This window comes from Pseudoduganella namucuonensis, assembly GCF_900116645.1.
GTDB classification, from domain to species: domain Bacteria; phylum Pseudomonadota; class Gammaproteobacteria; order Burkholderiales; family Burkholderiaceae_D; genus Rugamonas; species Rugamonas namucuonensis.
In genome coordinates, this window is the sequence record NZ_FPBO01000029.1 from 54,060 (window position 1) to 78,034 (window position 23,975).

At 65.7% G+C, this 23,975-nt stretch carries 26 protein-coding genes; 15 read left to right on the forward strand and 11 right to left on the reverse strand.

The genetic code is table 11. The features are described from left to right. Positions 1 to 60 precede the first annotated feature (60 nt). The 5 genes from BM436_RS25280 to BM436_RS25300 all read left to right on the forward strand — a co-directional run bounded on the left by BM436_RS25280 (position 61) and on the right by BM436_RS25300 (position 4,461). On the forward strand, positions 61 to 2,253 hold the full coding sequence (locus tag BM436_RS25280) for a 3-keto-alpha-glucoside-1,2-lyase-like domain-containing protein (protein WP_093558306.1): 2,193 nt from the start codon (positions 61 to 63) through the stop codon (positions 2,251 to 2,253). Between the two features lie 126 nt (positions 2,254 to 2,379). Next, positions 2,380 to 2,721 carry an ArsR/SmtB family transcription factor gene (locus tag BM436_RS25285; protein WP_093558307.1) on the forward strand — a complete coding sequence of 114 codons (342 nt, stop codon included), beginning with the start codon at positions 2,380 to 2,382 and terminating at the stop codon, positions 2,719 to 2,721. A 27-nt stretch (positions 2,722 to 2,748) separates the two neighbouring features. After that, on the forward strand, positions 2,749 to 3,228 hold the full coding sequence (locus BM436_RS25290) for an arsenate reductase ArsC (protein ID WP_093558308.1): 480 nt from the start codon (positions 2,749 to 2,751) through the stop codon (positions 3,226 to 3,228). 13 nt (positions 3,229 to 3,241) lie between these two features. Further along, on the forward strand, positions 3,242 to 3,742 hold the full coding sequence (locus BM436_RS25295) for an arsenate reductase ArsC (protein WP_093558309.1): 501 nt from the start codon (positions 3,242 to 3,244) through the stop codon (positions 3,740 to 3,742). Then, entirely contained in the window at positions 3,739 to 4,461 is a 723-nt protein-coding gene (locus tag BM436_RS25300) for an aquaporin (RefSeq protein WP_093558310.1), read from the forward strand. Before BM436_RS25295 ends, BM436_RS25300 begins: the two co-directional genes overlap by 4 nt. Positions 4,462 to 4,552: 91 nt before the next feature. On the opposite strand, the gene BM436_RS25305 is transcribed toward BM436_RS25300, so the two are convergent. After that, positions 4,553 to 5,677 (reverse strand): glycoside hydrolase family 43 protein, encoded by a 1,125-nt coding sequence (locus BM436_RS25305; RefSeq protein ID WP_093558311.1) that lies wholly within the window; start codon positions 5,675 to 5,677, stop codon positions 4,553 to 4,555. A gap of 128 nt (positions 5,678 to 5,805) precedes the next feature. Continuing rightward, entirely contained in the window at positions 5,806 to 6,114 is a 309-nt protein-coding gene (locus tag BM436_RS25310; protein ID WP_143133307.1) for a hypothetical protein, read from the reverse strand. A 397-nt stretch (positions 6,115 to 6,511) separates the two neighbouring features. Here BM436_RS25310 and BM436_RS25315 point away from each other — a divergent pair, with 397 nt between their 5' ends. Beyond that, on the forward strand, positions 6,512 to 7,027 hold the full coding sequence (locus BM436_RS25315) for a hypothetical protein (protein ID WP_229490698.1): 516 nt from the start codon (positions 6,512 to 6,514) through the stop codon (positions 7,025 to 7,027). A gap of 257 nt (positions 7,028 to 7,284) precedes the next feature. Here BM436_RS25315 and BM436_RS25320 read toward each other — a convergent pair whose 3' ends face one another. The 3 genes from BM436_RS25320 to BM436_RS25330 all read right to left on the reverse strand — a co-directional run bounded on the left by BM436_RS25320 (position 7,285) and on the right by BM436_RS25330 (position 9,823). Next, on the reverse strand, positions 7,285 to 7,686 hold the full coding sequence (locus BM436_RS25320) for a nuclear transport factor 2 family protein (RefSeq protein ID WP_093558313.1): 402 nt from the start codon (positions 7,684 to 7,686) through the stop codon (positions 7,285 to 7,287). After that, a complete protein-coding gene (locus tag BM436_RS25325) occupies positions 7,683 to 8,333 on the reverse strand; it encodes a DsbA family protein (RefSeq protein ID WP_093558314.1) in 651 nt (216 codons plus the stop codon). The genes BM436_RS25320 and BM436_RS25325 overlap by 4 nt, the downstream gene beginning before the upstream one ends. A 146-nt stretch (positions 8,334 to 8,479) precedes the next feature. Further along, positions 8,480 to 9,823 (reverse strand): MFS transporter, encoded by a 1,344-nt coding sequence (locus tag BM436_RS25330; RefSeq protein WP_093558315.1) that lies wholly within the window; start codon positions 9,821 to 9,823, stop codon positions 8,480 to 8,482. Positions 9,824 to 9,947: 124 nt separating this feature from the next. On the opposite strand from BM436_RS25330, the gene BM436_RS25335 reads away from it, so the two are divergent. After that, positions 9,948 to 10,421, forward strand: a complete 474-nt coding sequence (locus tag BM436_RS25335) for a MarR family winged helix-turn-helix transcriptional regulator (RefSeq protein WP_093558316.1) — start codon at positions 9,948 to 9,950, stop codon at positions 10,419 to 10,421. On the opposite strand, the gene BM436_RS25340 is transcribed toward BM436_RS25335, so the two are convergent. Genes BM436_RS25340 through BM436_RS25360 form a run of 5 tightly spaced genes read right to left on the reverse strand, consistent with a single transcriptional unit; the run spans position 10,382 to position 15,184 of the window. Beyond that, a complete protein-coding gene (locus BM436_RS25340) occupies positions 10,382 to 11,497 on the reverse strand; it encodes a maleylacetate reductase (RefSeq protein ID WP_093558317.1) in 1,116 nt (371 codons plus the stop codon). The two genes, BM436_RS25335 and BM436_RS25340, sit on opposite strands and share 40 nt — an antisense overlap. A 4-nt stretch (positions 11,498 to 11,501) precedes the next feature. Continuing rightward, positions 11,502 to 12,344, reverse strand: a complete 843-nt coding sequence (locus tag BM436_RS25345) for an intradiol ring-cleavage dioxygenase (protein WP_093558318.1) — start codon at positions 12,342 to 12,344, stop codon at positions 11,502 to 11,504. Between the two features lie 9 nt (positions 12,345 to 12,353). Beyond that, positions 12,354 to 13,328: an amidohydrolase family protein gene (locus BM436_RS25350; RefSeq protein WP_093558319.1), complete on the reverse strand. Its 975-nt coding sequence runs from the start codon at positions 13,326 to 13,328 to the stop codon at positions 12,354 to 12,356. A gap of 46 nt (positions 13,329 to 13,374) precedes the next feature. Further along, positions 13,375 to 13,899 carry a flavin reductase family protein gene (locus BM436_RS25355; protein WP_093558320.1) on the reverse strand — a complete coding sequence of 175 codons (525 nt, stop codon included), beginning with the start codon at positions 13,897 to 13,899 and terminating at the stop codon, positions 13,375 to 13,377. A 16-nt stretch (positions 13,900 to 13,915) separates the two neighbouring features. Continuing rightward, on the reverse strand, positions 13,916 to 15,184 hold the full coding sequence (locus BM436_RS25360; protein WP_093558321.1) for an acyl-CoA dehydrogenase family protein: 1,269 nt from the start codon (positions 15,182 to 15,184) through the stop codon (positions 13,916 to 13,918). On the opposite strand from BM436_RS25360, the gene BM436_RS36460 reads away from it, so the two are divergent. Genes BM436_RS36460 through BM436_RS25395 form a run of 8 tightly spaced genes read left to right on the forward strand, consistent with a single transcriptional unit; the run spans position 15,161 to position 22,556 of the window. Beyond that, positions 15,161 to 15,421 (forward strand): hypothetical protein, encoded by a 261-nt coding sequence (locus BM436_RS36460; protein ID WP_143133308.1) that lies wholly within the window; start codon positions 15,161 to 15,163, stop codon positions 15,419 to 15,421. The genes BM436_RS25360 and BM436_RS36460 overlap by 24 nt on opposite strands. 46 nt (positions 15,422 to 15,467) lie before the next feature. Next, entirely contained in the window at positions 15,468 to 16,676 is a 1,209-nt protein-coding gene (locus BM436_RS25365) for an ABC transporter substrate-binding protein (protein WP_093558322.1), read from the forward strand. Between the two features lie 19 nt (positions 16,677 to 16,695). Continuing rightward, a complete protein-coding gene (locus tag BM436_RS25370; protein ID WP_093558323.1) occupies positions 16,696 to 18,390 on the forward strand; it encodes an AMP-binding protein in 1,695 nt (564 codons plus the stop codon). Positions 18,391 to 18,419: 29 nt separating this feature from the next. Next, complete coding sequence (locus BM436_RS25375; RefSeq protein WP_093558324.1) at positions 18,420 to 19,223, forward strand: ABC transporter ATP-binding protein; 804 nt, start codon at positions 18,420 to 18,422, stop codon at positions 19,221 to 19,223. Next, a complete protein-coding gene (locus BM436_RS25380) occupies positions 19,224 to 19,931 on the forward strand; it encodes an ABC transporter ATP-binding protein (RefSeq protein WP_093558325.1) in 708 nt (235 codons plus the stop codon). A 6-nt stretch (positions 19,932 to 19,937) separates the two neighbouring features. Then, positions 19,938 to 20,822 (forward strand): branched-chain amino acid ABC transporter permease, encoded by an 885-nt coding sequence (locus BM436_RS25385; RefSeq protein WP_093558326.1) that lies wholly within the window; start codon positions 19,938 to 19,940, stop codon positions 20,820 to 20,822. A gap of 4 nt (positions 20,823 to 20,826) precedes the next feature. Continuing rightward, complete coding sequence (locus BM436_RS25390; RefSeq protein ID WP_093558327.1) at positions 20,827 to 21,849, forward strand: branched-chain amino acid ABC transporter permease; 1,023 nt, start codon at positions 20,827 to 20,829, stop codon at positions 21,847 to 21,849. A 14-nt stretch (positions 21,850 to 21,863) separates the two neighbouring features. Next, complete coding sequence (locus tag BM436_RS25395) at positions 21,864 to 22,556, forward strand: Crp/Fnr family transcriptional regulator (protein WP_229490700.1); 693 nt, start codon at positions 21,864 to 21,866, stop codon at positions 22,554 to 22,556. 181 nt (positions 22,557 to 22,737) lie between these two features. Here the strand turns inward: BM436_RS25395 and BM436_RS25400 are convergent, their stop codons facing one another. Continuing rightward, a complete protein-coding gene (locus BM436_RS25400; protein WP_093558328.1) occupies positions 22,738 to 23,823 on the reverse strand; it encodes a porin in 1,086 nt (361 codons plus the stop codon). Positions 23,824 to 23,975 lie beyond the last annotated feature (152 nt).

The window sequence follows — 23,975 nt, forward strand, 5'->3', positions numbered from 1 at the left end:
AGTGCCTCATCGGCGCCCGCGCCCACGCCGTCCATTATAAAAACTCCAAGGGACTTCACCATGCGCGACCGTATCTGTGGGCCGCTGATTCTGGCGGCCTTCGCGGCCCTGGCCGGCCCGTCCGCCGCCGCCGACGCACCATCCAGCGTGCAACGCATTGAATTGAAAGGGGACGCCGGCGGCAAACGCTTCGACGGCATCGGCGTCGTGGACGGCGGCGGCGCCACCTCCGTCCTGCTGAAGGACTACCCGGAACCCCAGCGCAGCCAGATCCTGGACCTGATGTACAAGCCGAAGTTCGGCGCCTCGGTCAGCGCCTTGCTGGTGGAGATTCCCGGCGACGGCAACGCCACCCAGGGCTCGATGCCCAGCCATATGCACACCCGGGACGACCTCGACTACACGCGCGGCTACATGTGGTGGGTGATGCGGGAGGCGAAGAAGCGCAATCCCGCGCTGACGCTGGACGGCACGGCCTGGAGCGGACCGGGCTGGATCGGCGACCAGGGCAACGGCTTCCCCCAAGGCGGCGGCAAGGGGGAGTTCTTCTCGACGGACGCGGCGGATTACTACGTGAGCTGGCTCAAGGGGCTGCGCGAGGTGTACGGCCTGGAGTTCGACGCCATCGGCAGCCGCAACGAGAAGGGCGTCAGCTACGACTTCGTGAAGGCGCTGCGCGCCCGGCTCGACGCGCATGGCTACGGCAAGGTGAAGATCCACAGCTTCGACAACTGGCCGGATCAATCGAAGTATGATTTCGTCAAGGACATGCCGGGGGACAAGGCGCTGCGCGATGCCATCGACATCATCAGCGCGCACGTCAACGTGCTCGACAAATCCAGGGTCCCGCCGGAGGTGAGGGAGGCGGCCGCCGCAATGGGCAAGCCGCTGTGGAACACCGAGGGGCATGTGTACATCGCCGGTTACGACGGGGCGATAGGCGTGGTGCGCGCCTTCAACGAGAACTACGTCCACAACGGCATCACCAAGATCGTCAACTGGTACGGCATCGCGGGCGTGTACACCACGGAACCCTATGCCGGCGACAAGGAGGCCGCGATCCGCGCCAACTGGCCATGGAGCGGCCACTACAGCCTGAATCCGCACGTGTGGGCCTATGCCCACTACGGCCAGTTCACCGAGGCCGGCTGGACCTACCTGAACGGCGGTAGCGGCGAGCTGGCCGGCGGCGGCACCTTCGTCACGCTCAAGTCTCCCGGCAAGGACTACAGCGTCATCATCGAAACCAGGGAGGCCAAGACGCCGCAGCCGGTGCGCCTGGAGGTGGGCGGCGGCTTGTCCAGCGGGGACGTGGCGGTTTGGCGCAGCAACGAGCGCGAGCAGTTCGTCCGCCTCGCCGACGTCGCCCCGCGAAACGGCGTGGTCGCGCTGACGCTGGACCCGAATTCCATCTATTCGCTGACCACGACCCGGGGCCAGCAAAAAGGCGCGTTCGCCGAGGCGCCCCCGTTGAAGGCCTTCCCATTCCCTTACCGGGAGACCTTCGAGCAGTACGCGCGGCCAAGGGAATGGGGCCACCTGCCGCGCTATTTCGCCGACATCGCGGGCGCGTTCGAGCTGGCGTCCTGTCCGGGCGGGAAGGGCGTCTGCATGCGGCAGGCGGTGCCGGTGCCCACGCATTCCTGGGCGCCGGACTGGAAGCCCTACACCATCATCGGCGACGAGCAGTGGTCGGACTACGAGGTCGGCGCCGATGTCTACCTGAACCCCGGCGAGGAGGCCGGCGTGATGGGCCGCGTCAACCATGTCGGGACCGGATACGGATTCATCCCCAAGGGCTACTACCTGCAATTGAGCGACGGCGGCCGGGCCGAGCTGGTGGTGGTGCGCGGCAAGGCGGACAAGAAGGCGCTGGTGGGCGACGCCGAGCAGCAGGCGCTGATCAAGGCGCAGAACGACGCCAGCGAAGGCGGCGAGAAAGTGCTGGCGGCGGCGCGGGTGGCGGGGGTGGGCGCGCGGCGCTGGCACAACTTGAAGCTCCGCTTCAAGGGCGCCGCGATCACCGGCTTCGTGGACGGCAAGCCGGTGCTCACCGCCACGGACGGCTTGTACGGCAAGGGCATGGCGGGCGTGATGGCCGGCGCGGACCGGCAAAAGCTCGGCATGCCGTACTTCGACAACGTGACGGTCAACCGGGTCGACGGGCCGGAGCCCGCGGCCTCGGTCGCGCTGCCGGGCCAGGAGCCGATCTACCGCGCCAGCGGCAGCGCGTCGGCGAGGCTGCCGAAGTAGCAGGCGCCGTCGGTCGCCAGGTAGCGCGGCAGCTACACAACGCCCATGTCATCAAGCTGTCAAGATGGTTTGATATTCTTCGAAATGTCGTATTGTCGCGGCATTCAACCATTCACCGCCTCGCACATGGAAACCAAACAAGTCATAGCCGCGCTGTCGGCGCTGGCGCAGGAATCGCGGCTGGCCACGTTCCGCTTGCTGGTGCGGACCGGCCCGGCCGGGCTGGCGGCCAGCAAGATCGCGGAACACCTCGATGTCGCGCCTTCGTCGTTGTCGTTCCACCTGAGGGAGCTCACTCATGCAGGCCTGATCACGGCCCGGCAGGATGGCCGCTTCGTCATCTACAGCGCCCATTTCGAGACCATGAACGGCCTGCTCGCCTTCTTGACCGACAACTGCTGCGGCGGCGCCCCGTGCGCCGTGCCGGCGGTCGCCTGCGATCCCGCCCCGGCGGGCCGCCGCGCCTGAAACCAACCATCACCAAGGGAACCTGACGTGAACGTACTGATCCTCTGCACCGGAAACTCCTGCCGCTCCATCCTGGGCGAAGCCACCTTCAACCACCTGGCGCCGGAAGGCTGGCGCGCCCTCAGCGCCGGCAGCAAGCCGGCCGGCTATGTGCATCCGCGCTCGCTGGCCCTGCTGGAACGCGAGGGCATTTCCACCGAGGGTTACCACAGCAAGTCCTGGGACAATCTGCCGGTCACCCCGGACATCGTGATCAGCGTGTGCGGCAACGCCGCCGGCGAACAGTGCCCGGCCTATCTGGGGCCGGTGCTGCGCGCGCACTGGGGCGTGGAGGATCCGGCCCACGTGACCGGTACCGAGGAGGAGATCGACGCCGCCTTCGTGCACGCCTACCGCACGCTGCGCGCCCGCATCGAGGCCTTCTTCGCCCTGCCGCTGGCCGGGCTGAAGGACGACCGCGCGCGCCTGAAGGCCGAGCTGGACCGCATCGGCACCCTGCAAGCCTGACCTGGAGCCCACCATGAGCGACAAAGCCTACAACGTACTGTTCCTGTGCACCGGCAATTCGGCGCGCAGCATCATGGCCGAAGCCCTGCTGAACGGCGACGGCACCGGGCGCTTCCGCGCCTACAGCGCCGGCAGCCACCCGGCCGGCGCCGTCAACCCGTACGCGCTGGAGCAGATCCAGGCGATCGGCCACACCCAACCCGATCTGCGCAGCAAATCGTGGGACGAGTTCGCCGCCGCCGACGCGCCGGAGATGGATTTCGTCATCACCGTGTGCGACAAGGCCGCCGGTGAAGTCTGCCCGTTCTGGCCCGGCCAGCCGGTCACCGCGCACTGGGGTTTCCGAGACCCGGCCGCCGTCACCGGCGGCGCCGACGAGATCCGCCAGGCCTTCGCCACGGTTTGCCGCGAGATCAAGACGCGCCTGGACATCTTCCGCAGCCTGCCGATCGAGAAGCTCGACAAACTGGCGCTGCGGCGCGAGCTGGCGAAGATCGGCGGGGTGCAGCCATGACGCTGGCACGGCGCCTGGTGGCCGAGGGGCTGGGCACGGCGCTGCTGTTGGCGATGGTGGTCGGCTCGGGCATCATGGCCGAGCGGCTGGCCGGCGGCAACGTGGCGATCGCCTTGCTGGCCAACACCATCGCCACCGGCGCCGGGCTGGTGGCGCTGATCTTGATGTTCGGCGCCATTTCCGGCGCGCACTTCAATCCGGCGGTCACGCTGTCCGAGGCCTGGCAGAAGAATGTCCCGCCCGGCGAGGTGCTGCCCTACATCGCGGCGCAGGTGGCGGGCGCCTTCGCCGGCGTGGCCGCCGCGCACGGCATGTTCGGCGAGGCCTTGTTCTTCGCGTCCGAGCACGCGCGCACCGGCCCGTCGCAGTGGTGGAGCGAGTTCGTGGCCACCTTCGGCCTGATCGGCGTGATCATCGGTTGTTCGCGCAGCAGGCCCGGCATCACGCCGTTCGCGGTGGCCGCCTACATCACGGCCGCGTACTGGTTCACGGCGTCGACCTCGTTCGCCAATCCGGCCGTGACCTTGGCGCGCAGTGCCAGCAACACCTTCGCCGGCATCCGGCCGGCGGACGCGCCGGGCTTCATCCTGGCCCAGCTGGCCGGCGCCGCGGCGGCGACGCTGGTGTTCCGCTGGTTGTATCCGGCGCCGCCGGCCAATGCCACGGTGGCCGGCACGGTGGCGCCCGGCGATTTCATCCCCGCCCTGGAGGACCGCTGAGCATGGCTTTCGATTCGCCCGATATCAGGCCGAATTGCTGGACGTGCCGAGCATGGACCGGCTCGCGTCGTGCTGGCGGCCTTAGGCGGCCTCAGGCGCCCTTGCCGGCGAAATAGCCCTGCAGGCGCTTCAACTCCTCGGCGGTGATGTGCATGACGGCGCCATGTTTCGGGCCGCTGAAGTTGGTGGCCTTCATCGGCGAACCCGGCTCGTTGAAGCGGCCGAGGTTTTTGTAATGGACGAAATCGGTGGTTTCGGAGAACCCCATGTTGTTCGGCTTGGCGCCGAACACGTCGTACATCAGCACATGGCTTTTGCCGCCCAGGCGGGGCCAGGCCATGGGGGCTTCGCAGGCGACCGTCTCGGGGTCCACCTTGGCCGGATCGAACTGGTAACCCTCGTTGATCTTGTTCGACACCGCGTGCCGCAGGCCGCCGGGTTTGTCATGGGCGACGTAGTACAGGTGGTATTTGTCGCCGACCTTGTTGATGTCGCCGTCGATCGTGCTTTTGGTCGCGTCCGGGTAGGTGAACAGCCGTTTCGGTTCGGTCGTCAGGGTGGTGAAAGCCTTGTCCGCATAGGAGTAGACCATGTGGTCCGGGCTGCCCTTCAAGCGCGTCGTGAAGTAGACCATGAGCTTGTTCCGCTCCTTGTCGAAAATGGTCTGCGGCGCCCAGGCCACGCCGATGTCGGCGTAGGCGGGAAAGAGTTCGCCCACGTGCACCAGTGAATGCGTCCAGTGGATCAGGTCATAGGACTTCATCAGGATCAGGGCGCGGTTGTTGCCCCAGCCGTACTGCTCGCCCGGGCGTTCCCATTCCGTGGCGCGCAGGCCTTCCTTTTGCGCGTAGATGTGCAAGTCCGTCATCGACAGGTAGAACGCGCCATCGGGACCGCGCATGATGTGCGGATCGCGCACGCCTTTCTGTTCCGAGATGTCCTTGCCGAGCAGGATGGGCTCGGCGCCGTTGACGTCGGTGAAGGTGTAGCCGTCCGTGGAGGTGGCGAAATAAATCGAATGCGTCTCGTCCTTGAAGTACACGAACAGGTAGGCGGCGAGTTCCTTTTCGCCGGGGGCCTTGGCGCCGGCCGCCGGGGTGATGGTCTTGACGATTTGTACCTGCCGGGCGGCCGGCTTGGCGTCCGTGGCGGCCCCGGCGGATGCCGCCAGCAGTGCGCCTATCGCCATGGCGGTGATTTTCAAAGAGTGTTTCATTTGGTCTCCAGGTTTTTAGTGCTGGTAACGGTAACACCAGCGCGTTGCGCTTTGAAGACCATTTGGCGCCGCCACGCGATATTTCATCGCGGGCCGCGATTTGGTTATCGCAGGCCCGGCGCCAATTTTTATGGGCGACGCCAGGTGTCGAGTTCCCGGCGAAGTCGGTCACGGTGCTGGAACTGCGCTAAGCACGCGATCCGTCCGGCGTGAACATTCCTGATGTACAGGATGAAAGCACCGCGTTCCCGCGCGTCGAGGGCGGTGGCGGTGTTTTTGGCCAGTTCGACGAATTGGTCCGCCGCCCGCCTTTTGCCGTTTCCGATGGCGCTGGCGAGAATGGGCGCTCCCTCCGATGTCGTTGCCGACAGCGGGCCGACGCGGTCCTTCAACGCCATTACTAGTAGGGACGCCTTGACATTTTTCAACAGTTTCATTCGCAGCCCTTCTGTTCCAAGGCTTCTTGAACCGACGCCTTTGCACTGTCCAGACTCATTCCGGACTCGAATGGCGGCGCGCTAAACGGTGCATAGATAATTCCATTTGAAACTTCAAGCAGGCGCGGAACCCCATGTCATCCTTTGCAACGAACGATTTGGAATCCTTGAGTTCAGCCACGCCGAATACGGCAAAGTCGCACGCGTAGTAACGCAGAGTTGCTGGGCCGTGGTTCCGCACTGGCTCTGGATGTTCAAACGAGGTTAACCCCCGCACGCCGTCGGGAAGTCTGCTTTCGATATCGACCAGTTTATGCTTCTGGTCACGGGGATAGAACGGATCTTCAGCCGCTCAAGGCACTGCCGCCTATTCGGTGGCGGTATCAGGCTCTGGTTCATGTCCGTTCTGACCACGCTGTTTCAAGATTTCGCCGCCCGATTATGCTCGCCGGAATTTCTCCTCGGCCGCCCGCCACACCGATCATCCGACTGCATTCTCGCGCCGCGCAAGCTGCCGCTCGCGATGCTGGTCGCCATCATGCTGACGGGCATGCGGATGAGCATCCAAGCCGAACTGGACACCTTCTTCGCCCACCTTCGCCAACAAGCCCAACTAGTCCACGAGGTGTCGGAGCAGGCATTCGCCCAGGCGCGTGCCAAGCTGTCGCCGAGCGCCATTCCAGGCCTCAACGACTGGCTAATCGGGCGCGCAGAAAAGGATCGGTTTGTGCCGCGCTGGCGCGGGCTACGCTTGGTCGCCGCCGACGCCTCGACGGCGCGTTTCGGTCTGCGGGCCAGCCATGTTAAGCGCGCCGCCTTGGCCGATCAAATCCTGTTCGGCCTGTTCTTGCCGGGGCCCGACCTGATGCTCGCCGCCTCCCTGCACGACGTCCACGAATGCGGTGAGCGCTAGTTCTTGTTCGAACACCTCGACCGGCCCTTGATGCCTGGCATCTCGATGGTATAGCAAATGCCCGCAGGGTCGTCGCAGATGGCAGCAGCCTGACCGAATGAGTCACCGGGTTGCCGGGTGATCAGAAGTGGTGTACACCCAGTCCGTAGAAGGTGTAGCTGCGCAGTTGGTGACGGTCCGCCGGCCGATCAGCGACATGGAAATGGTATCGAGAAAAAGAGGCACGTCGGAGACGCAAGGCAGGTCTGTCCGGTGCGCTATCCGGCCGGTGAGTGCATGGCTTGTTGCACCATGTGGCTGTCCACATACTGGACCATGCGCGCGATCTTGCCGTCCCTGAAGGTGTAGAGATGGGCGAACGAGGCTTGCATGAAACGGCCGGTCGCCTTGAACGTGCCCGAGTACACGCCGAAGGCGGCGATCCGGTCGCCCTGCTCGAGATAATGGGCCGCTTCGGCGCGATAGTCGATCCATTCGGTCGCCAGGCGTTGAAACACGTTGGCGACGATCGCTTCCGCGCCCACATAGGTGCCGGCATACGGGAAGCCCGGCGCTTCAACCCATTCGGCCTCGGGCGTGAGCGCGGCCAGCAGGCGCGTCGCGTTCTCGCCGGAGAGTCCTTCGTAGGTTGAGCGTAGCAGGTCGAGGTTGGTGCTCATTGGGCGGCGGCCGGGATCCGGCGGTGAAGATGCTCGCTCCATTCGGCAACGCGGCCCAGCCAGGGGCCGAGGTCGAGCCGTTCGAGCGCGCCATCGCCACGCTCGAGCGCGATCGTCGGGAAACCCTGGCCGCCGCAGCGCGCCAGCCACTGGCGGCTCTCGGTGAAATGCCGATCGGTCGCGGGGCCGGCAAGGCGCGCAAAGGCCGCCGCGAAGCCGGCCGGATCCAGGCCCAGTTCCCGCGCCAGTTCCGCCAGCACCGGCGTGTCGGCGATACGCCTGCCTTCCGCGTAGTGCGCGCGCTGGACACGGTGCAGCATGTCCAGGCCGCGCCCGGCCAGTTCCTCGGCGGCCAGGATGGCGGTGCTTGGCGGGGCGGAATCCATCACCGCGCTGGTGTCGCGCAGGAGGCCATCGAGGTAGGCCGCGCCGAACGGCTGCCCGGTCAGCTGCGCGATGCGCCGGTCGTGTGGCGTGACGTGGTCGCGCCATTGCGGCGTGATGGCGCGCCGGCTGGCGCCTGTCAGCATGCCGCCACTGTGGAAGGCGATGCCGAGGCCGGGCACGCCGCGCGCGGCGGAAATCAGGGGCGCGGCGGCGTAACTCCAGCCGCACAGCGGGTCGAAGATGTAGTGCAAGGTGGTCATGAACTTCCTTCACGGGACGATCCATGAAGGGTAGCGGTTTTCATTGCTTCGATAAATGGTCCTTATTGAAATGGATTGTTTCTTGGATCGGATGAATAAGTGGCCGATTGGGGATCCCCCCATCGGCCATCCGGTCGCGGGGGCGGTTAGCCGGCGGCGGCGACGGCCGCCGCCTTGCCGTGCGGGCCGCGCATGGACATGGTGGTCAGGGCCGCGATCGCCGCGGGCACCGCCGCCGCCATGAACAGCGCGCTCATCGACCATTCAAGGCGCAGCAGCTCTCCGCCGACCACGGGACCGACGATGGAACCGAGCCGGCCGATGCCGACGCTCCAGCCTATGCCGGTCGAACGCAGCGAGGTCGGGTAATAGGTCGCGGCCAGGGCGTTGATCGCGGGCTGCCCGCCGACGATGCAGAAGCCGGCGATGAAGATGGTGGCGAACACCAGCGGCAGCGAGGTGTGCACCTGGCCTATCATGACGATGGCGGTGGCGGCGGCCACGAAGGTCGGGATCAACACCTTGCCGAAGCCGGCGCGGTCTATGCACCAGCCCAGCGTCAGCGTGCCGGCGATGCCGCCCACCTGCAGCGCGGTGCCGGCGAGCACCGCGTAATTGGTGGAGAAGCCCGCGTCCTTCATCAGCACGGGCAGCCAGTTCGACAGGAAGAACAGCACTAGCAGGTTCATGAAGCTGACGATCCAGATCAGGATCGTGGCGCGGGCGCGGCCCTCCCTGAACAGTTGCGCCACCAGCGCGCCTTTTTTAGGCTGCTCGGAGACCACGTAGCGGGTGCCGGCGTCGGCCACGAAGGCGGCGTCGATGCGCTTCAATATGGCGGCGATCCGGTCGCCCCGGTTACCCCGCATCACCAGGAACTGCAGCGACTCCGGCAGCACGAAGAACATCACGACGGCCAGCAGCAGGGGGATGACGCCGCCCACGTAAAACACCGAGCGCCAGCCGAAATACGGGATGATGGCGGCCGACACGAAGCCGCCCAGCGCGGCGCCGACGATGAAGCCGGCGGAAATGATCATCATGGTGCGCACGCGGATGCGCGTGGGGCTGTATTCCCCGGCGATCGCGATCGCGTTCGGGATGATGCTGCCCAGCCCCAGGCCGGTGATGAAGCGCAGCACCAGCAATTCCTGGATGGTGCCGGCGTGCGCCGTGACGACCATGCAGGCGCCGAAGAACACGGTGGACCCGATCAGCACCGGGCGCCGTCCTATCTTGTCGGCGAGCACGCCGAAGATCAGGGAGCCGACCAGCATGCCGAACAGGCCGGCGCCGAACACGGGGCCGAGACTGGTCTTCGCGATGCCCCAGTCGGCGATCAGCGCCGGGGCGACGTAGCCCATGGCCTGCACGTCGAAGCCATCCATGATGAGGCACCAGCCGCATAAACTCAAAAGCAGGAAGTGAAACGGGCCCAGCTTGCCGTTGTCGACGATGTCGGAAACGTTGATGGTCTGTTGACCGGACATGATGTGATCTCCTTGGGTGGTTGTTGTTTTTGTAATTTATGGACTGGCCGCATTTATTTGCAAATGCAAATTAATTAAAGCACGCGTTAATTGTTAGAGCAAGTAAGTTCTGCGATAATTTCCCATGACTGAAAAAAACGACTTCCACTTGAGCGACTACTCCCTGGAGAACGCGCTCCCCTACCTGCTCAATCGCGCGGGGGTACGCATCGGGGATGCGTTTTCCTCGGAGTTAAGCCGCTTCAACATCACGCTGCCGATGTGGCGCGTCCTCGCGTCGCTGCTGCATGAGGACGGGCAGCGCATGACCAACCTGGCGGACCACACGTCCACCGACATCTCCACCCTGTCGCGCCTGGTCGCCTCGATCGAGAAAAAAGACCTGGTGGCCAGGGTGCCGGCGGAGGAGGACCGGCGCTCCATCACCGTGCGCCTGACCGAGGGCGGCCGCCTGCTCGCCGAGCGCGTCGCGCCGCTGGCCGACCTGTACGAGCGGATCGCGCTGGCCAACATCCCGCCGGACGAGGTGCTGCTGCTCAAGCGCCACCTGCGGCAGATCTACGCCAATATTTCCTCCCTCGGCAAGCCGGTTCCCTGACGCGGCGCCCGGGGCGGGGCGGCCGGCGGAGCGCCGTCGTATGCGCGCTGCAGCAACCGCCGCAGCGCCGCGCGTTCCAGCGGCCGGGGGTTCGGATACTCCGCTTTCACCGCCAGATCGGCCGCGTGATCGAGTCCGTCCGCCGGCATGCCCAGTTCGCGCAGCGACAGCGGCGCGCCCAGCGCGGCGGCGTAGCGGTGCATGCCCAGCGCGGCGTCGTCGGCGCCCAGGGCCTTGGCGATGCGCGCCATGGCGGATGGGGCGGACGGCCCGTTGTACGCCAGCACGTGCGGCAGCATCACCGCGTGCGTCTCCGCGTGCGGCAGGTTGAAGCTGCCGCCCAGGGTGTGGCACAGCTTGTGGTGCAAGCCCATGCTGGCCTGCCCGAGCACGGTGCCGCACAGCCAGGCGCCGTACAGGGCCTGGGCGCGCGCGTCCGCGTCGCCCGGGTCCTTCAGGATCAGCGGCAAGGCCCTGGCCAGCGCCTCGATGCCGCTGGCGGCCATCAGGCCGACGATGGGATTGCCGTCATGGGCGTACAACGCCTCGGCCGCGTGCGCGATCGCGTTCAGGCCACTGTTGACGCTGACGGCGGCCGGCAATCCCAGCGTCAGCGCCGGGTCGTAAATCACCACCTTGGGCAGCACCACGGGATCGCGGCCGGTGCGCTTGACGCGGTCCTCGGTGATGCCGTAGATGGGGGTGACCTCCGAGCCGGCATAGGTGGTCGGCACGGCGACGATGGGCAGGCCGGTGCGCAGGGCCAGCGCCTTGGCCAAGCCGATGGTCGAACCGCCGCCGTAGGCCAGCAGGCAGTCGGCCGCGGTTTCCTCGACGGCCCGCATCGCCCGGTCCACGCAGCCGGACGGCACGTGCATGACCGCCCCGGCTAACACGCCCGCGTCCAGCGGGCCCAGTCGCCGCGCGATTTCCGCCGCGCCGGCTTCCTGCTGTGGCGTCGATAGGGTCAATACGCGCGCGCAGCGCAGCCGGCCGACCTCCTCGCCGAGCGAGGAAACGGTCCCGGCGCCGAAGACCACGCGGAAGGGCTGCGTCGTGTAGACGAAATTGTCCATGGCGCTATCCCCGGGCCGCGGGCGCGTGGTTCAGGATGAAATCGTGGTACAGGTGGCAAACGCCGTCGGCGCCCGTCTCCCAGTCCGCGATCAGGGACGAGCGCACGCCGAACACCGCGTCCGACTCCAGGTACTGGTCGCCGCGCCGGAACAGGTGCGTGACCAGGGTTTTATAGCCGGGCGCGGAGATCATGAAGTGCAGATGGGCCGGCCGCCAGGGATGGCGCCCCGTCGCGGCCAGCATGTCGCCGACCGGGCCGTCGTGCGGGATCGCGTAGGAGCAGGGGACGATGGAACGGAAGTGGAACTCGCCCTTGTCGCCGGAATGCAGCACCCCGCGCGCCTGCGCCTGCGTCAGCTCCGGACGCTGCACGTCGTACAGGCCGTCGTCATCGGCCTGCCAGACCTCGATGGTGGCGCCGGGGACCGGCTTGCCGTCGCGGTCCAGCACCCGGCCGGCGACCATGCAAGGCGGCCCGGCCGCGCCGTTGGCGACATCCTCGCCGTGCTCGTAGCGCGGGGCGTCCGCCACGTGGAAGGGGCCGAACACGGTGGCCTCGGTGGTCCCTTGCGCGCCCGGATTGTTCATCGCCGTGACCAGCATCGACAGGCCCAGCGTATCGCTCAGGAGGATGAATTCCTGCCGCTTGTCGCTGCACATATGGCCCACCCGGGTCAGAAAGGCGATGCCGGCGCTCCATTCCGCCTCGGTCAGCTCGACCTCGCGCGCGAAGTCGTGCAGGTGCGTCACCAGGCCGGCCATGATTCGCTTCAGGCGCGCGTCGGGCGTGCGCGCCAGGCTTTCCAGGACCGAGTCCGTGATGGTTTCGTGATTCAGTTCGCGCACGGCGCCTCCTCAGAGCTTCAGGTCGAACAGTTTGATCGCGTTGTCGCGGCCGATCTTGCGCCTGTCGTTCTCGCTGATATGCACGGTGTCGAACCAGGACGCGGCGTCGGCGTGCTTTTCGAAGGGATAGTCGACCGAGAACATGATGCGGTCCGACCCCATCTCCAGCATGGAACTCAGCAGCGTGGGCGCGCGGAAGTTGCCGCTGGTGGTCAGGTGCACATTGCTGCGCAGGTATTCGCCGATCTCCTTCTCGGCGGCCATGCCGCGGCGGCCCTTGCGCAGGATGTGGTCGATGCGCCAGACGTTGAAGGGGATGCCTTCGCCCAGGTGGCCCAGCACCATCTGCAGCTCGGGATGGCGGTCGAACAGGCCGCTGCCCATCAGGCGCAGCGCGTGGATGCTGGTCTCGACGGCGAAGGCCCAGGTCGGGCCGCACAGCCACGGGTTGCCGTCGTAGATAGGCTCGCGCGAGGCGAGCGGATCGCGCGGGTGCATATAGAAGGGCTTTTTGAGGGCCGCCGCCACCGACCAGAAATCGCGGTACTGGTCGCCGTCGTAGTAGGCGACGCGGTCTTCGCTGCCGACCTGGCAGAAGCCATTGACCAGGAAGCCGTGGAAGCCGAGTTGCTGCACGCAGCGCTCCAGTTCACGCGCCGCCGCGTCCGGGTCTTGCATGGGCAGGGCCGCGAAGCCGCCGAAGCGCTTGGGATGGCGGGCGATCTGCTCGGCCAGCAGGTCGTTCGCCTTGCGCGCCACCTCGATGGCGCGCGGCACGTCGAAAATGGCTTGCACCGCCGGCGAATTGAGCGACAGGATGGCGTACTCGACGCCGTGTTCGTCCATCTGGTCCAGCCGTTCCGTCTCGAAGTCCAGCAGCTTGGCCCTCAATCCTTCCCACATTTCCGGACGCGCATAGACGCGCGAATCCTCGATGGTGTCGTTGATGGCGAAGTGTTCCTCGAGTGCGATTTTTCCGTTCATTGCGTATCTCCGTTATGGGTTTATTGAATTTGCTTGTGGCGGGGAGTCAGGCGATTTCGCCGGGCGCCCCGAGTTTTCCCGCGTAAGTGGCGAGCGGCGCCCCATGGCTGGAGGAGAAACGCTCCACCTTGCCGATCAGGATCGTGTGGTCGCCCTCCTTGTGGCGCGACCAGGTCGCGCATTCGAACGTGGCGATGGATGCGCGCAGCCTCGGGCAGCCGCCCAGGCCGTCCTCGAACTGGTCCGCGAACTTCGCGAACTTGTCCTCGGCGGGGCGGGCGAAATGCAGGGCCAGCTCCTGCTGTTCCACGCCCAGCACGCTGACGACGAAGCGTCCGCTGGCGACGAAGACGTCGGCGCTGCGCGCCTCGTCGCGTATGCTCCACAGCAGCAGGGCCGGCTGCAGCGAAACGGACGCGAAGGAGTTGATGGTCATGCCTTCGCGCTTGCCGTCGGCGGCGACCGTCGTCACCAGGCACACGCCGGTGGCGAAGTTACTGAACGCCGTGCGCAGGGCGCGGGCGTCGGCGGGCGTGTCGGCGGGGCCGAATGTGTCGAACCAGGAGTACATGGTCGGGACTCCTCGCTCAGTACTGGCCCTTGGGCTCCAGGCCCAGCATGTGCTGGCCGCACATCGACGACACCGCGTCCCAGTTCAGGCTGATGTGCTTGGCGATGGCGTTGGCGTCGCGCCACATGCGCTGGATGGGCTGGCTGGTGGCCAAGCCGGCGCCGCCCACGCTGGCGAACAGGCATTCGACCGCGTCGCGCGAGAGCCGCGCCGCGTAGGCGTGGTTGCGCCGGTTGCGGATGCGCTGCGCGACGCTGATGATCTGGCCGGAGGCGGCGATGCTTTCGACTTCGGCGGTGTCGCGGTAAATGAGCAGGCGGGCGGCGTCCAGCGAGGCGGCCGCCTCGGCCAGGCGCGATTGCACCGGGAAGAAGTCGCACATGCGGTTGCCGCCGCCCGACACCGCGCCGCGGGTCACGCGGGAACCGGCCATGGCGATGAATTCATCGACCGCGCCCTGGGCCGTTCCCAGCAGGGGCGACACCAGGCACACCGGCACCGCCGACAGGAAGGGGATGCGGTAGACAGGATTGAGGTTGTGGGCGCTGCCGGGAGGCGCGTTCGACGACAGTTCGGCGAAGCTGATCTTGCGGTGCGCGGGAATGAAGAGCGGCTGGCCGACCACGATGGTCTTCGAGCCGGTGCCGGCCTGGCCGGCGACGAACCAGGTGTCCTCGATGTCCCAGTCCTTGCGCGGCGCCATCAGGAAGCCGGGATAGGGGGCCGGGGAGGTGTCGTCGGCCGGGAACATGACCCCCAGCAGCGCCCAGTCGGAGTTGTCGACGTTCGACGCCCAGTGCCACTTGCCCTCGACCAGGAAGCCGCCGTCCGCCGCCACCGCCTTGACGGCGGGCGCGTACGAGCCGCACAGGATGGCGTCCGGGTTCTCGCCCCAGACGTCGTTTTGCGCCTCCAGCGGCATGGTGCCCAGCAGCCATTGGTGGATGGCGCCCAGCGAGCAGCCCCAGGCCGACGAGGTGCAGCCGCGACCGAGTTCGCTGATGATGTCGATGAAGGCCGTGAAGCCGTATTCATAGCCGCCGAAGCGCGCCGGCTGCATCAGCTTGAAAAAACCGGCCTCGCGGAATTCCCCAGTGGTTTGCGTGGACACGCGCCGCGCCGCCTCGGTGGCTTCGGCGCGCGCCTTCAGTTTGGGCACCAGGGCGCGGGCGTTGTCGATGATGGCCGCCAGCGCGGGGGCGCCGGCGACCGGGGAGATGCGTCCCATGGCGTCGCGCAGGCCCAGGTCGGCGTAGTTGAATTGTGGCTGGTCATTCAGGTTCATGGCGTCTCCAATGTATTTGTCACGGCAAATACATTTAACGCCTTTTTATTTGCATTTGCAAATAAATTTGAAAGAATGTGTTCGATTATCGAACCGGGCCTTCGCCGCCGCCATGCGCCAGGTTGTGGCCAATCGAAGTGGAATGCCGGGCGCGAAAAACCGCTGCAATTGTCATGGCGCGAACAATTGGCCGAAAAAAATGGTGCTAATCTGGGCCTCGTTGTTACGTTTACGTAAACGTAAACATGGAAACTCAATTCAAAAACACGATGGAGACAAAGCAATGAGAATTCAGCAGATATCCCTGGCGGCGGCCTTGCTGGCGGCGGGCATGGCGACGGCGGGTGCGCAGGTCAGCAACGACGTCGTCAAGATCGGCATCATCACCGACCTTTCCGGCCTGTATTCGGACCTGTCCGGGCAGGGCTCCATCGTCGCCGCCAAAATGGCGATCGATGATTTCGGCAAGACCGTGCTCGGCAAGCCCATCGAGCTGCTCACGGCGGACAGCCAGAACAAGGCCGACGTCGCGTCCGCCCGGGCCCGCGAATGGATCGACCAGCAAAACGTCGACGCCCTGATGGACCTGGTGCCGACCAACGTCGCGCTGGCGGTCATGGACATCGCTCAGCAGAAGAACAAGCTGGCGATCGTGGTCGGCTCGGCCTCCAGCGTCATCTCGAATGAAAAATGCACGCCCACCAGCGCGCACTGGATGTACGACACCTATTCGAGCTCGGTCGGCACCGGCAAGGCGCTGCTCAAGCGCGGCGGCGACAGCTGGTATTTCCTGACCGCCGATTACGCCTTCGGCAAGTCGCTGGAAAAGGACGTGACCGACGTGGTGACGGCGGGCGGCGGCAAGGTGCTCGGATCGGTCAAGCACCCGCTGAACAGCAGCGACTTCTCCTCCTTCCTGTTGCAGGCGCAGGCCTCCAAGGCCAAGGTCATCGGCCTGGCCAACGCCGGCGGCGACACCGCCAACGCGGTGAAGCAGGCCGGCGAATTCGGCATCGCCGGCAAGGGCGCGCTGGTCGCGCCGCTGCTGATGTTCATCAGCGACGTCCATTCGATCGGCCTCAAATACGCGCAGGACATGTATCTGACCGAGGGCTTCTACTGGGACCAGAACGACGCCACGCGCGCCTGGGCCAAGCGTTTCTTCGCCGTGCAAAAGAAGATGCCGACGATGGCGCAGGCCGGCATGTATTCGGCCGTCACCCACTACCTGAAAGCGGTGAAGGCGGCCGGCACGGATGAAACCACCGCCGTCATGAAGAAGATGCGCGAGACGCCGGTCAGCGACGTCGTCATCCCGAAAGGCACGCTGCGCGCCGACGGCCGCGTGGTGCACGACATGCTGCTGGTGCAGGTGAAGAAGCCGGCCGAATCGAAGGCGCCGTGGGACTACTACAAGGTGGTGGACGTGATCCCCGCCGCTGAGGCGTTCAGGCCGCTCGCGCAGTCGGGCTGCCCGCTGGTGAAAAAGTAAACGATTCAAGGAGACACATATGCAACACGATTTAAGCTACGTGCACGGCGCCCACGATGTGCCGCTCATCGGCGTGACGATAGGGCCCTACCTGGCCTCGGTGGCGGCCCGCTTCGGCGACAACGAGGCGCTGGTCGTACCCCACCAGAACGTGCGCTGGACCTACCGGGAATTCGACGACCGCGTGACACGGCTGGCCGCCGGCCTGCTCAAGCTCGGTCTGAACCCGGGCGACCGGGTGGGCATCTGGTCGCCGAACTGCGCGGAGTGGGTGCTGGTGCAGTTCGCCACCGCCAGGGCGGGACTGGTGATGGTGAACATCAACCCGTCCTACCGCCGTTCGGAGCTGGAATACGTGCTGGACAAGGTGCAGTGCAGCGCGCTGATCCTGGCGCCGGCCTTCAAGTCCAGCGACTACATCGCCATGGTGCGCGACGTGGCGCCCGAAATCCATCACGCCGAGCCCGGCGCCTTGCGCTCGGAGCGCCTGCCGTGGCTGCGCCAGGTGATACGGCTGGGCGCGGACTCGACGCCCGGCATGCTCAATTTCGACGACTTGCTGGCGGAGCCCGACGCGGCCCATCTCGAACGGCTGGCGGCGGTGCAGGCGGGGCTGCAGTTCGACGACCCGGTCAACATCCAGTTCACGTCCGGCACCACGGGCGCGCCGAAGGGCGCCACGCTCACGCATCACAACATCCTGAACAACGGCTTCTTCATCGGCGAGGCGATGAGGCTCGGCGACAAGGACCGGCTGTGCATACCGGTGCCGCTGTACCACTGCTTCGGCATGGTGCTCGGCAACCTGGCCTGCGTGACGCACGGCGCGGCCATGGTGTTCCCGGGCGAGAGCTTCGACCCGCGGGCGGTGCTGGAAACGGTGCAGGCCGAGCGCTGCACCGGCCTGCACGGCGTGCCCACCATGTTCATCGCCATCCTCGACCATCCGGAGTTCGGCGACTACGACCTGTCCACCCTGAGAACGGGCATCATGGCCGGTTCGCCATGCCCGGCCGAGGTGATGAGCCGGGTCATCGGCACCATGCACATGAGGGAAATCACCATCGCCTACGGCATGACGGAGACCTCGCCGGTGAGTTTTCAGAGCTCGGTGGACGACCCGGTGGCCCTGCGCGTGTCGACCATAGGCCGCGTCCACCCGCACCTGGAGGTGAAGATCGTCGACGCCGACGGCCGCATCGTGCCGCGCGGCGTGAAGGGCGAGCTGCTCACGCGCGGCTATTCGGTCATGCTCGGCTACTGGGGCGACGTGGAGAAAACCCGCGAAACCATCGACGCGGCGCGCTGGATGCATACGGGCGACCTCGCCGTCATCGACGAGCAGGGCTACGCGACCATCGTAGGCAGGTCGAAGGACATGGTCATCCGCGGCGGGGAGAACATCTATCCGCGCGAAGTGGAGGAGTTCCTGTACCGGCATCCGAAGGTGCTGGACGTGCAGTGCGTCGGCGTGCCGGACCAGAAGTATGGCGAGGAGCTGTGTGCCTGCGTGGTCCTGCGTCCCGGCATGCAGGCGGACGCCGAGGAGATCCGCGCCTTCTGCCAGGGGCAGATCGCCTACTACAAGGTGCCGCGCTACGTGGTCTTCATGGACGGCTTCCCGCTGACGGTGACCGGCAAGGTCCAGAAGTATCTGCTGCGCGCGCAAGTCACCACGGACCTGGACCTGGGCGCTGGCGCCATGGATGCCTGATCTCACAAGAATAATCAAAGAGGGACACGATGTCGGTAGTATTGGAGACGAGACAGTTGACCAAGGAATTCAAGGGTTTCACCGCGGTCAACAATGTCAGCCTGCGGGTGCAACGCGGGCATATACACGCACTGATCGGGCCGAACGGCGCGGGCAAGACCACCTGTTTCAATTTGCTGACCAAGTTTCTGGTTCCGACATCGGGCCAGATATTGTTCAATGGCCGAGACATTACGATGGCCAGGCCGGCGCGGATCGCGCGCCAGGGCATCATCCGCTCGTTCCAGATCTCGGCGGTGTTCCCGCACCTGACGGTGCTGGAAAACGTGCGCGTCGGCTTGCAGCGGCCGCTGGGCAATTCCTTCGCGTTCTGGCAAAGCGAAAAGAAGCTGAATGCGCTCAACGGGCGCGCCATGGAACTGCTGGCGCAGGTGGACCTGGAACAGTTCGCGGACACGGTGACGGCGGACCTGCCCTATGGCCGCAAGCGCGCGCTCGAAATCGCCACCACGCTGGCCATGGACCCGGAACTGATGCTGCTCGACGAGCCGACGCAGGGCATGGGCCACGAGGACGTGCACCGCGTGACCGCGCTGATCAAGAAGGTGGCGCGGGGCCGCACGGTGCTGATGGTGGAGCACAACATGAGCGTGATCTCGGGCATCAGCGATCGCATTTCGGTGCTTCAGCGCGGCGCGCTGCTGGCCGAGGGCACATACCAGGAGGTTTCGAGCGATCCGCGGGTGATGGAAGCGTATATGGGCACAACCGCGGGCACAACCGCGGGAACCACCGCCGGCACAGTCCCGGGCGCGCTGGAAGGAGCGCATTGAATGGCGGCGGCACTCGAAATCACCAATCTGCACGCATGGTATGGCGAATCGCACATCCTGCATGACGTCAACCTGTCCGTGAACCAGGGCGAGGTCGTCACCCTGCTGGGTCGCAACGGCGCCGGCCGCACGACGACGCTGCGCGCCATCATGGGGCTGACCGGCGCGCGCAAGGGGTCCATCAGGATCAACGGCGCCGAGGCCATCGGCCGCGCGACGCACAGGATCGCGCATCTGGGTGTTGGCTATTGCCCGGAGGAGCGGGGCATTTTCTCTTCGCTGTCGACCGAGGAAAACCTGCTGCTGCCGCCCCTCGTGGCCGGCGGGCCGCCAGGCATGCCGCTCGACGAGATCTACGAGATGTTCCCCAATCTGAAGGAGCGCCGCGCCAGCCAGGGCACCAGGCTGTCGGGCGGCGAGCAGCAGATGCTGGCGGTGGCGCGCATCCTGCGCACCGGCGCGCGCCTGCTGTTGCTGGACGAGATTTCGGAGGGCCTGGCGCCCGTCATCGTGCAGACGCTGGCGCGGATGATCACGACACTGAAGGCCAAGGGCTACACCATCGTGATGGTGGAGCAAAACTTCCGCTTCGCCGCGCCGCTGGCGGACCGCTTTTACGTGATGGAGCACGGCCAGATCGTCGAGAGTTTCGCCGCCTCCGCCTTGCGCGAAAAAATGCCGGTACTGAATCAATTGCTTGGGGTGTGAAAAGACATGGAAATATTGGGAATTCCCCTGCAGGCCATGCTGAGCCAACTGCTGCTTGGCCTGGTCAACGGTTCGTTCTACGCGATGCTGTCCCTGGGCCTGGCCGTCATCTTCGGCCTGCTCAACGTGATCAACTTCGCGCACGGCGCCTTGTACATGATGGGCGCCTTCCTGGCTTGGATGGGCCTGAATTACTTCGAGGTCGACTACTGGATCATGCTGGCAGCGGCGCCCCTGCTGGTGGGGCTGTTCGGCGTCGTCGTGGAAAGGACGATGCTGCGCTGGCTGTACAAGCTCGATCATTTATACGGGCTGTTGCTCACCTTCGGCATCACCCTGCTGATGGAGGGCCTGTTCCGTTCGGTGTATGGCGTGTCGGGGCAGCAGTACGCGGTGCCGGACGCGCTGTCCGGCGCGTTCGACCTGGGCTTCATGGTCCTGCCCAAGTACCGCGCCTGGGTGGTCGTGGCGTCGTTGGCGGTGTGTTCCGGCACCTGGTTCATGATCGAAAAGACCAAGCTTGGCGCCTACCTGCGCGCCGGCACCGAGAATCCCAAGCTGGTCGAGGCTTTCGGCGTCAACGTGCCGCTGATGGTCACGCTGACCTACGGTTTCGGCGTGGCGCTGGCCGCGCTGGCGGGCGTGCTGGCGGCGCCGGTGATCCAGGTGTCGCCGCTGATGGGATCGAATCTGATCATCGTGGTGTTCGCGGTCGTGGTGATCGGCGGCATGGGGTCGATCATGGGCGCCATCGTCACCGGGCTGGGGCTGGGCGTCGTCGAAGGCTTGACGCGGGTGTTCTATCCCGAGCTGTCGGCCACGGTGGTGTTCATCGTCATGGTGCTGGTGCTGCTGGTGCGGCCGGCGGGTTTGTTTGGAAAAGAGAAATAAGAACATGAACAAAAAAATAGGAATCGCGCTTGTCCTGGGGGCGGCGCTGGCGGCGCCGTTTGTCATTTATCCGGTGTTTCTCATGAAGGTGCTGTGCTTCGCGCTGTTCGCCTGCGCCTTCAACCTGCTGATCGGATTCACCGGCCTGCTGTCGTTCGGCCACGCGGCGTTCTTCGGCGGTGCGGGGTATGCGGCCGGCCACGCGCTGAAGGCGATGGGGCTGCCGTTCGAGCTCGGCATCGCGGCCGGTGTCGCGGTGGCCGCGCTGAGCGGCCTGCTGATGGGGAGCCTGGCGATACGCAGGCAGGGCATCTACTTCACGATGATCACGCTGGCGCTGGCGCAGATGCTGTACTTCCTCTACCTGCAGGCGCCGTTCGCCGGCGGCGAGGATGGCTTGCAGAGCGTGCCGCGCGGGAAGCTGGCCGGGGTCGTCGACCTGTCCTCCGACCTGGCCATGTACTTCGTGGTCCTGGCCATCTGCGCCGGCGGGCTGGCCGTCATCGTGCGCACGGTGCACTCGCCGTTCGGCCAGGTGCTGAGGGCGATCAAGGAGAACGAGCCGCGCGCGGTGTCGCTGGGCTATGACGTGGACCGCTACAAGCTGCTGGCCTTCGTGCTGTCTGCGGCCCTGGCGGGGCTGGCGGGGGCCACCAAGACCGTGGTGCTGGGTTTCCAGACCCTGACCGACGTGCACTGGACCATGTCCGGCCTGGTGGTGCTGATGACACTGGTGGGCGGCCTGGGAACGATGGCGGGGCCGGTGGTTGGCGCGCTGTTGATCGTCGTCCTGGAAAACAAGCTGGGAGACCTGGGCAACGCGCTGGGCGCGCTGACCGGCGTCGAGTGGTTCCGGACGCTGGGCGAATCGGTCGGCATGGTCACTGGCTTCATCTTCATTGTCTGCGTGCTGGCGTTTCGCCGGGGCATCGTGGGCGAGATCGGCGCGCTGAATTGGCGATTTATTCGCTCTTGCGTCCAAGTTCGGTCACAATCGGAGATATCGAAGAACAGACAATCCGCATAGGTGGACCCGCGACAATGGCAAGCGACAGTATCAAGGATTTCATAGCCACATCCCTGTGGGGGCGAAAGCTGGGCGCGGAGGAGTTGCGCCGCGTGTTGAGCGATTCCTCGGAATTGCTGGTGGACGGCGGGCAAACGGTCTGCCATCGTGGCGTGCGTGCCGAATACTGGTACGGGGTCGCCGACGGATTGCTCAAAGTGTCCAATGTCACGCGCGGGGGGAGGCCGACCTCCTTGATCGGCATACCCACGGGCGGCTGGTTCGGCGAGGGCTCGGTCTTGAAAAGCGAGATACGTCCCTATGATGTGGTGGCGCTGCGCGAGAGCCGTCTGGCGCTCGTGCCGTCCTCGACGTTTCATTGGCTGATGGACACGAGCCTGGCCTTCAACCGCTTCCTGATCGAACAGCTCAACGCCCGCCTCGCGCAGTTCGTGATACGGCTTGAGCATTTCCGCTCGTCCGCGCCTGAAAAACACGTCGCGCACTGCCTCGCGGAGCTGTTCAACGCCGAACTTTATCCGGGAACGGCCAGCAAGCTGCAGATCTCTCAAGAGGAAATCGCCTACCTGGCCGGCGTGTCGCGCCAGCTCGCAAACCGCACGCTGCACCGGCTGGAGGAGGCGAAGGTGCTGCAGGCCAGCTACGGGTCGATCCGGATACTCGACATCGAGGCCTTGCGCGCGTTCGCATCCCTGCCGGACGAATAGTGTTGCTCCGGCGGGGATGCGCGTGTCTACCATGGACGGCACGCCGAACCAGTCCTGGTTGATCGACCGGACCGGTGTCCCACCGACAGGCCATGCATGCGAAAAAAGGCTTTGGCGTGGCGAAATCCGTCGTAACGGCCCTGTTTCCAGGGCCGTTGGCGCCGCGGGATTCGCCGGGTGATCAGAAGTTGTGGTGCACGCCCACGCCGTAGAAGGTGTAGCTGCGCAGAATGGTCTGGTTGGCGACCGGAGGCGATTTGCGGTTGGACAGGTCCGCGTACACATAGGTGCGCGGCGAGAGGCTGTGCTCATAGCCCACCGAGGCCTGCTTGGTGTGCGGCATCGCGTCCGGCGTCTTCTGGCCATAGCCCAGCAGCACCTTGCCCGCGCCCACGGTGTAGTTGGCGCCCAGTACCCAGGCCTTGGTTTCCGCGTTGGCGGCCATGGTGTGGCTCTGGTCCTGCTTCTGGTAGGACGCCATCAGTTTCAAGTCCGCCGTCGGCTTGTACGAGGCGGCCACCGCCCACACGTCGGTCTCCACCGCGTTGCGCTCGTACGCGGCCAGCGCGCCGAAGCGGCCGTTGTTGTAGGTGGCGCTGAGCGAGTAGGGCGCGGCGGAGGGCACGCTGTTGGCCGGGTACTGCGGCGCCAGCGCGGTGCCGCGTCCGATCAGCGCGGCGTTGCCGTTGGCTTCCTTGGCGCCCACCGTGAGGTTGACCTGGAAGCCGTTGAACAGCGGGGAGTTGTAGAACACCGCGTTCGAGAAGCGGTTGCGCGAATTGCCGGCGGGCCCCAGTGGATCGCTGGTGTAGCCTGCGACGTGCAGGTCCGGCTGGAAGCCCGGGCCGATGCTGCCGCCGGTGCTGGACGGCGACACGGTGGGCAGCCCGTTCCAGGGCTCGAACGCGACGCTGGCTTCCTGGTACGCGGTCAAGCCGCGGCCCAGGCGGATGGTGCCGAAACCGCCTTGCAGGCCGACCCGGCTCTGGCCCTGGAACAGGGGGCGCGACCCCGCCTCGACGGTGCCGGTGTCGGGCTCGAAGCGGACCTCCAACTGGAACAGGGCCTTCAATCCATTGCCGAGGTCCTCCACGCCGCGAAAGCCCAGCTTGTTGTTGTCGCGCTTTGTGATTTGCGCCGTGGTGCCCGAGATTTTGGCGATACCCGCGTCCAGCGTTCCATAAATGGTGACGGACGATTGCGCGTGCGCGCCGGTGACGGCGCCGAACGCGCCCAACAATGCCATTGTCCCCAGTGTTTTTTTCATTTGTTTTTCCATCGATAGTGTGGTGTCGAGCCGAAGTACAAGGTGCCGCGGCGGCCCGCGGTTCGAATCCGGGCCGCCTTGCACAGTGTATGGACGAAGCACCGGCGACTTTGTAACCCTGTGGACAATGTCGCTGTTTTATCGTTGGACGG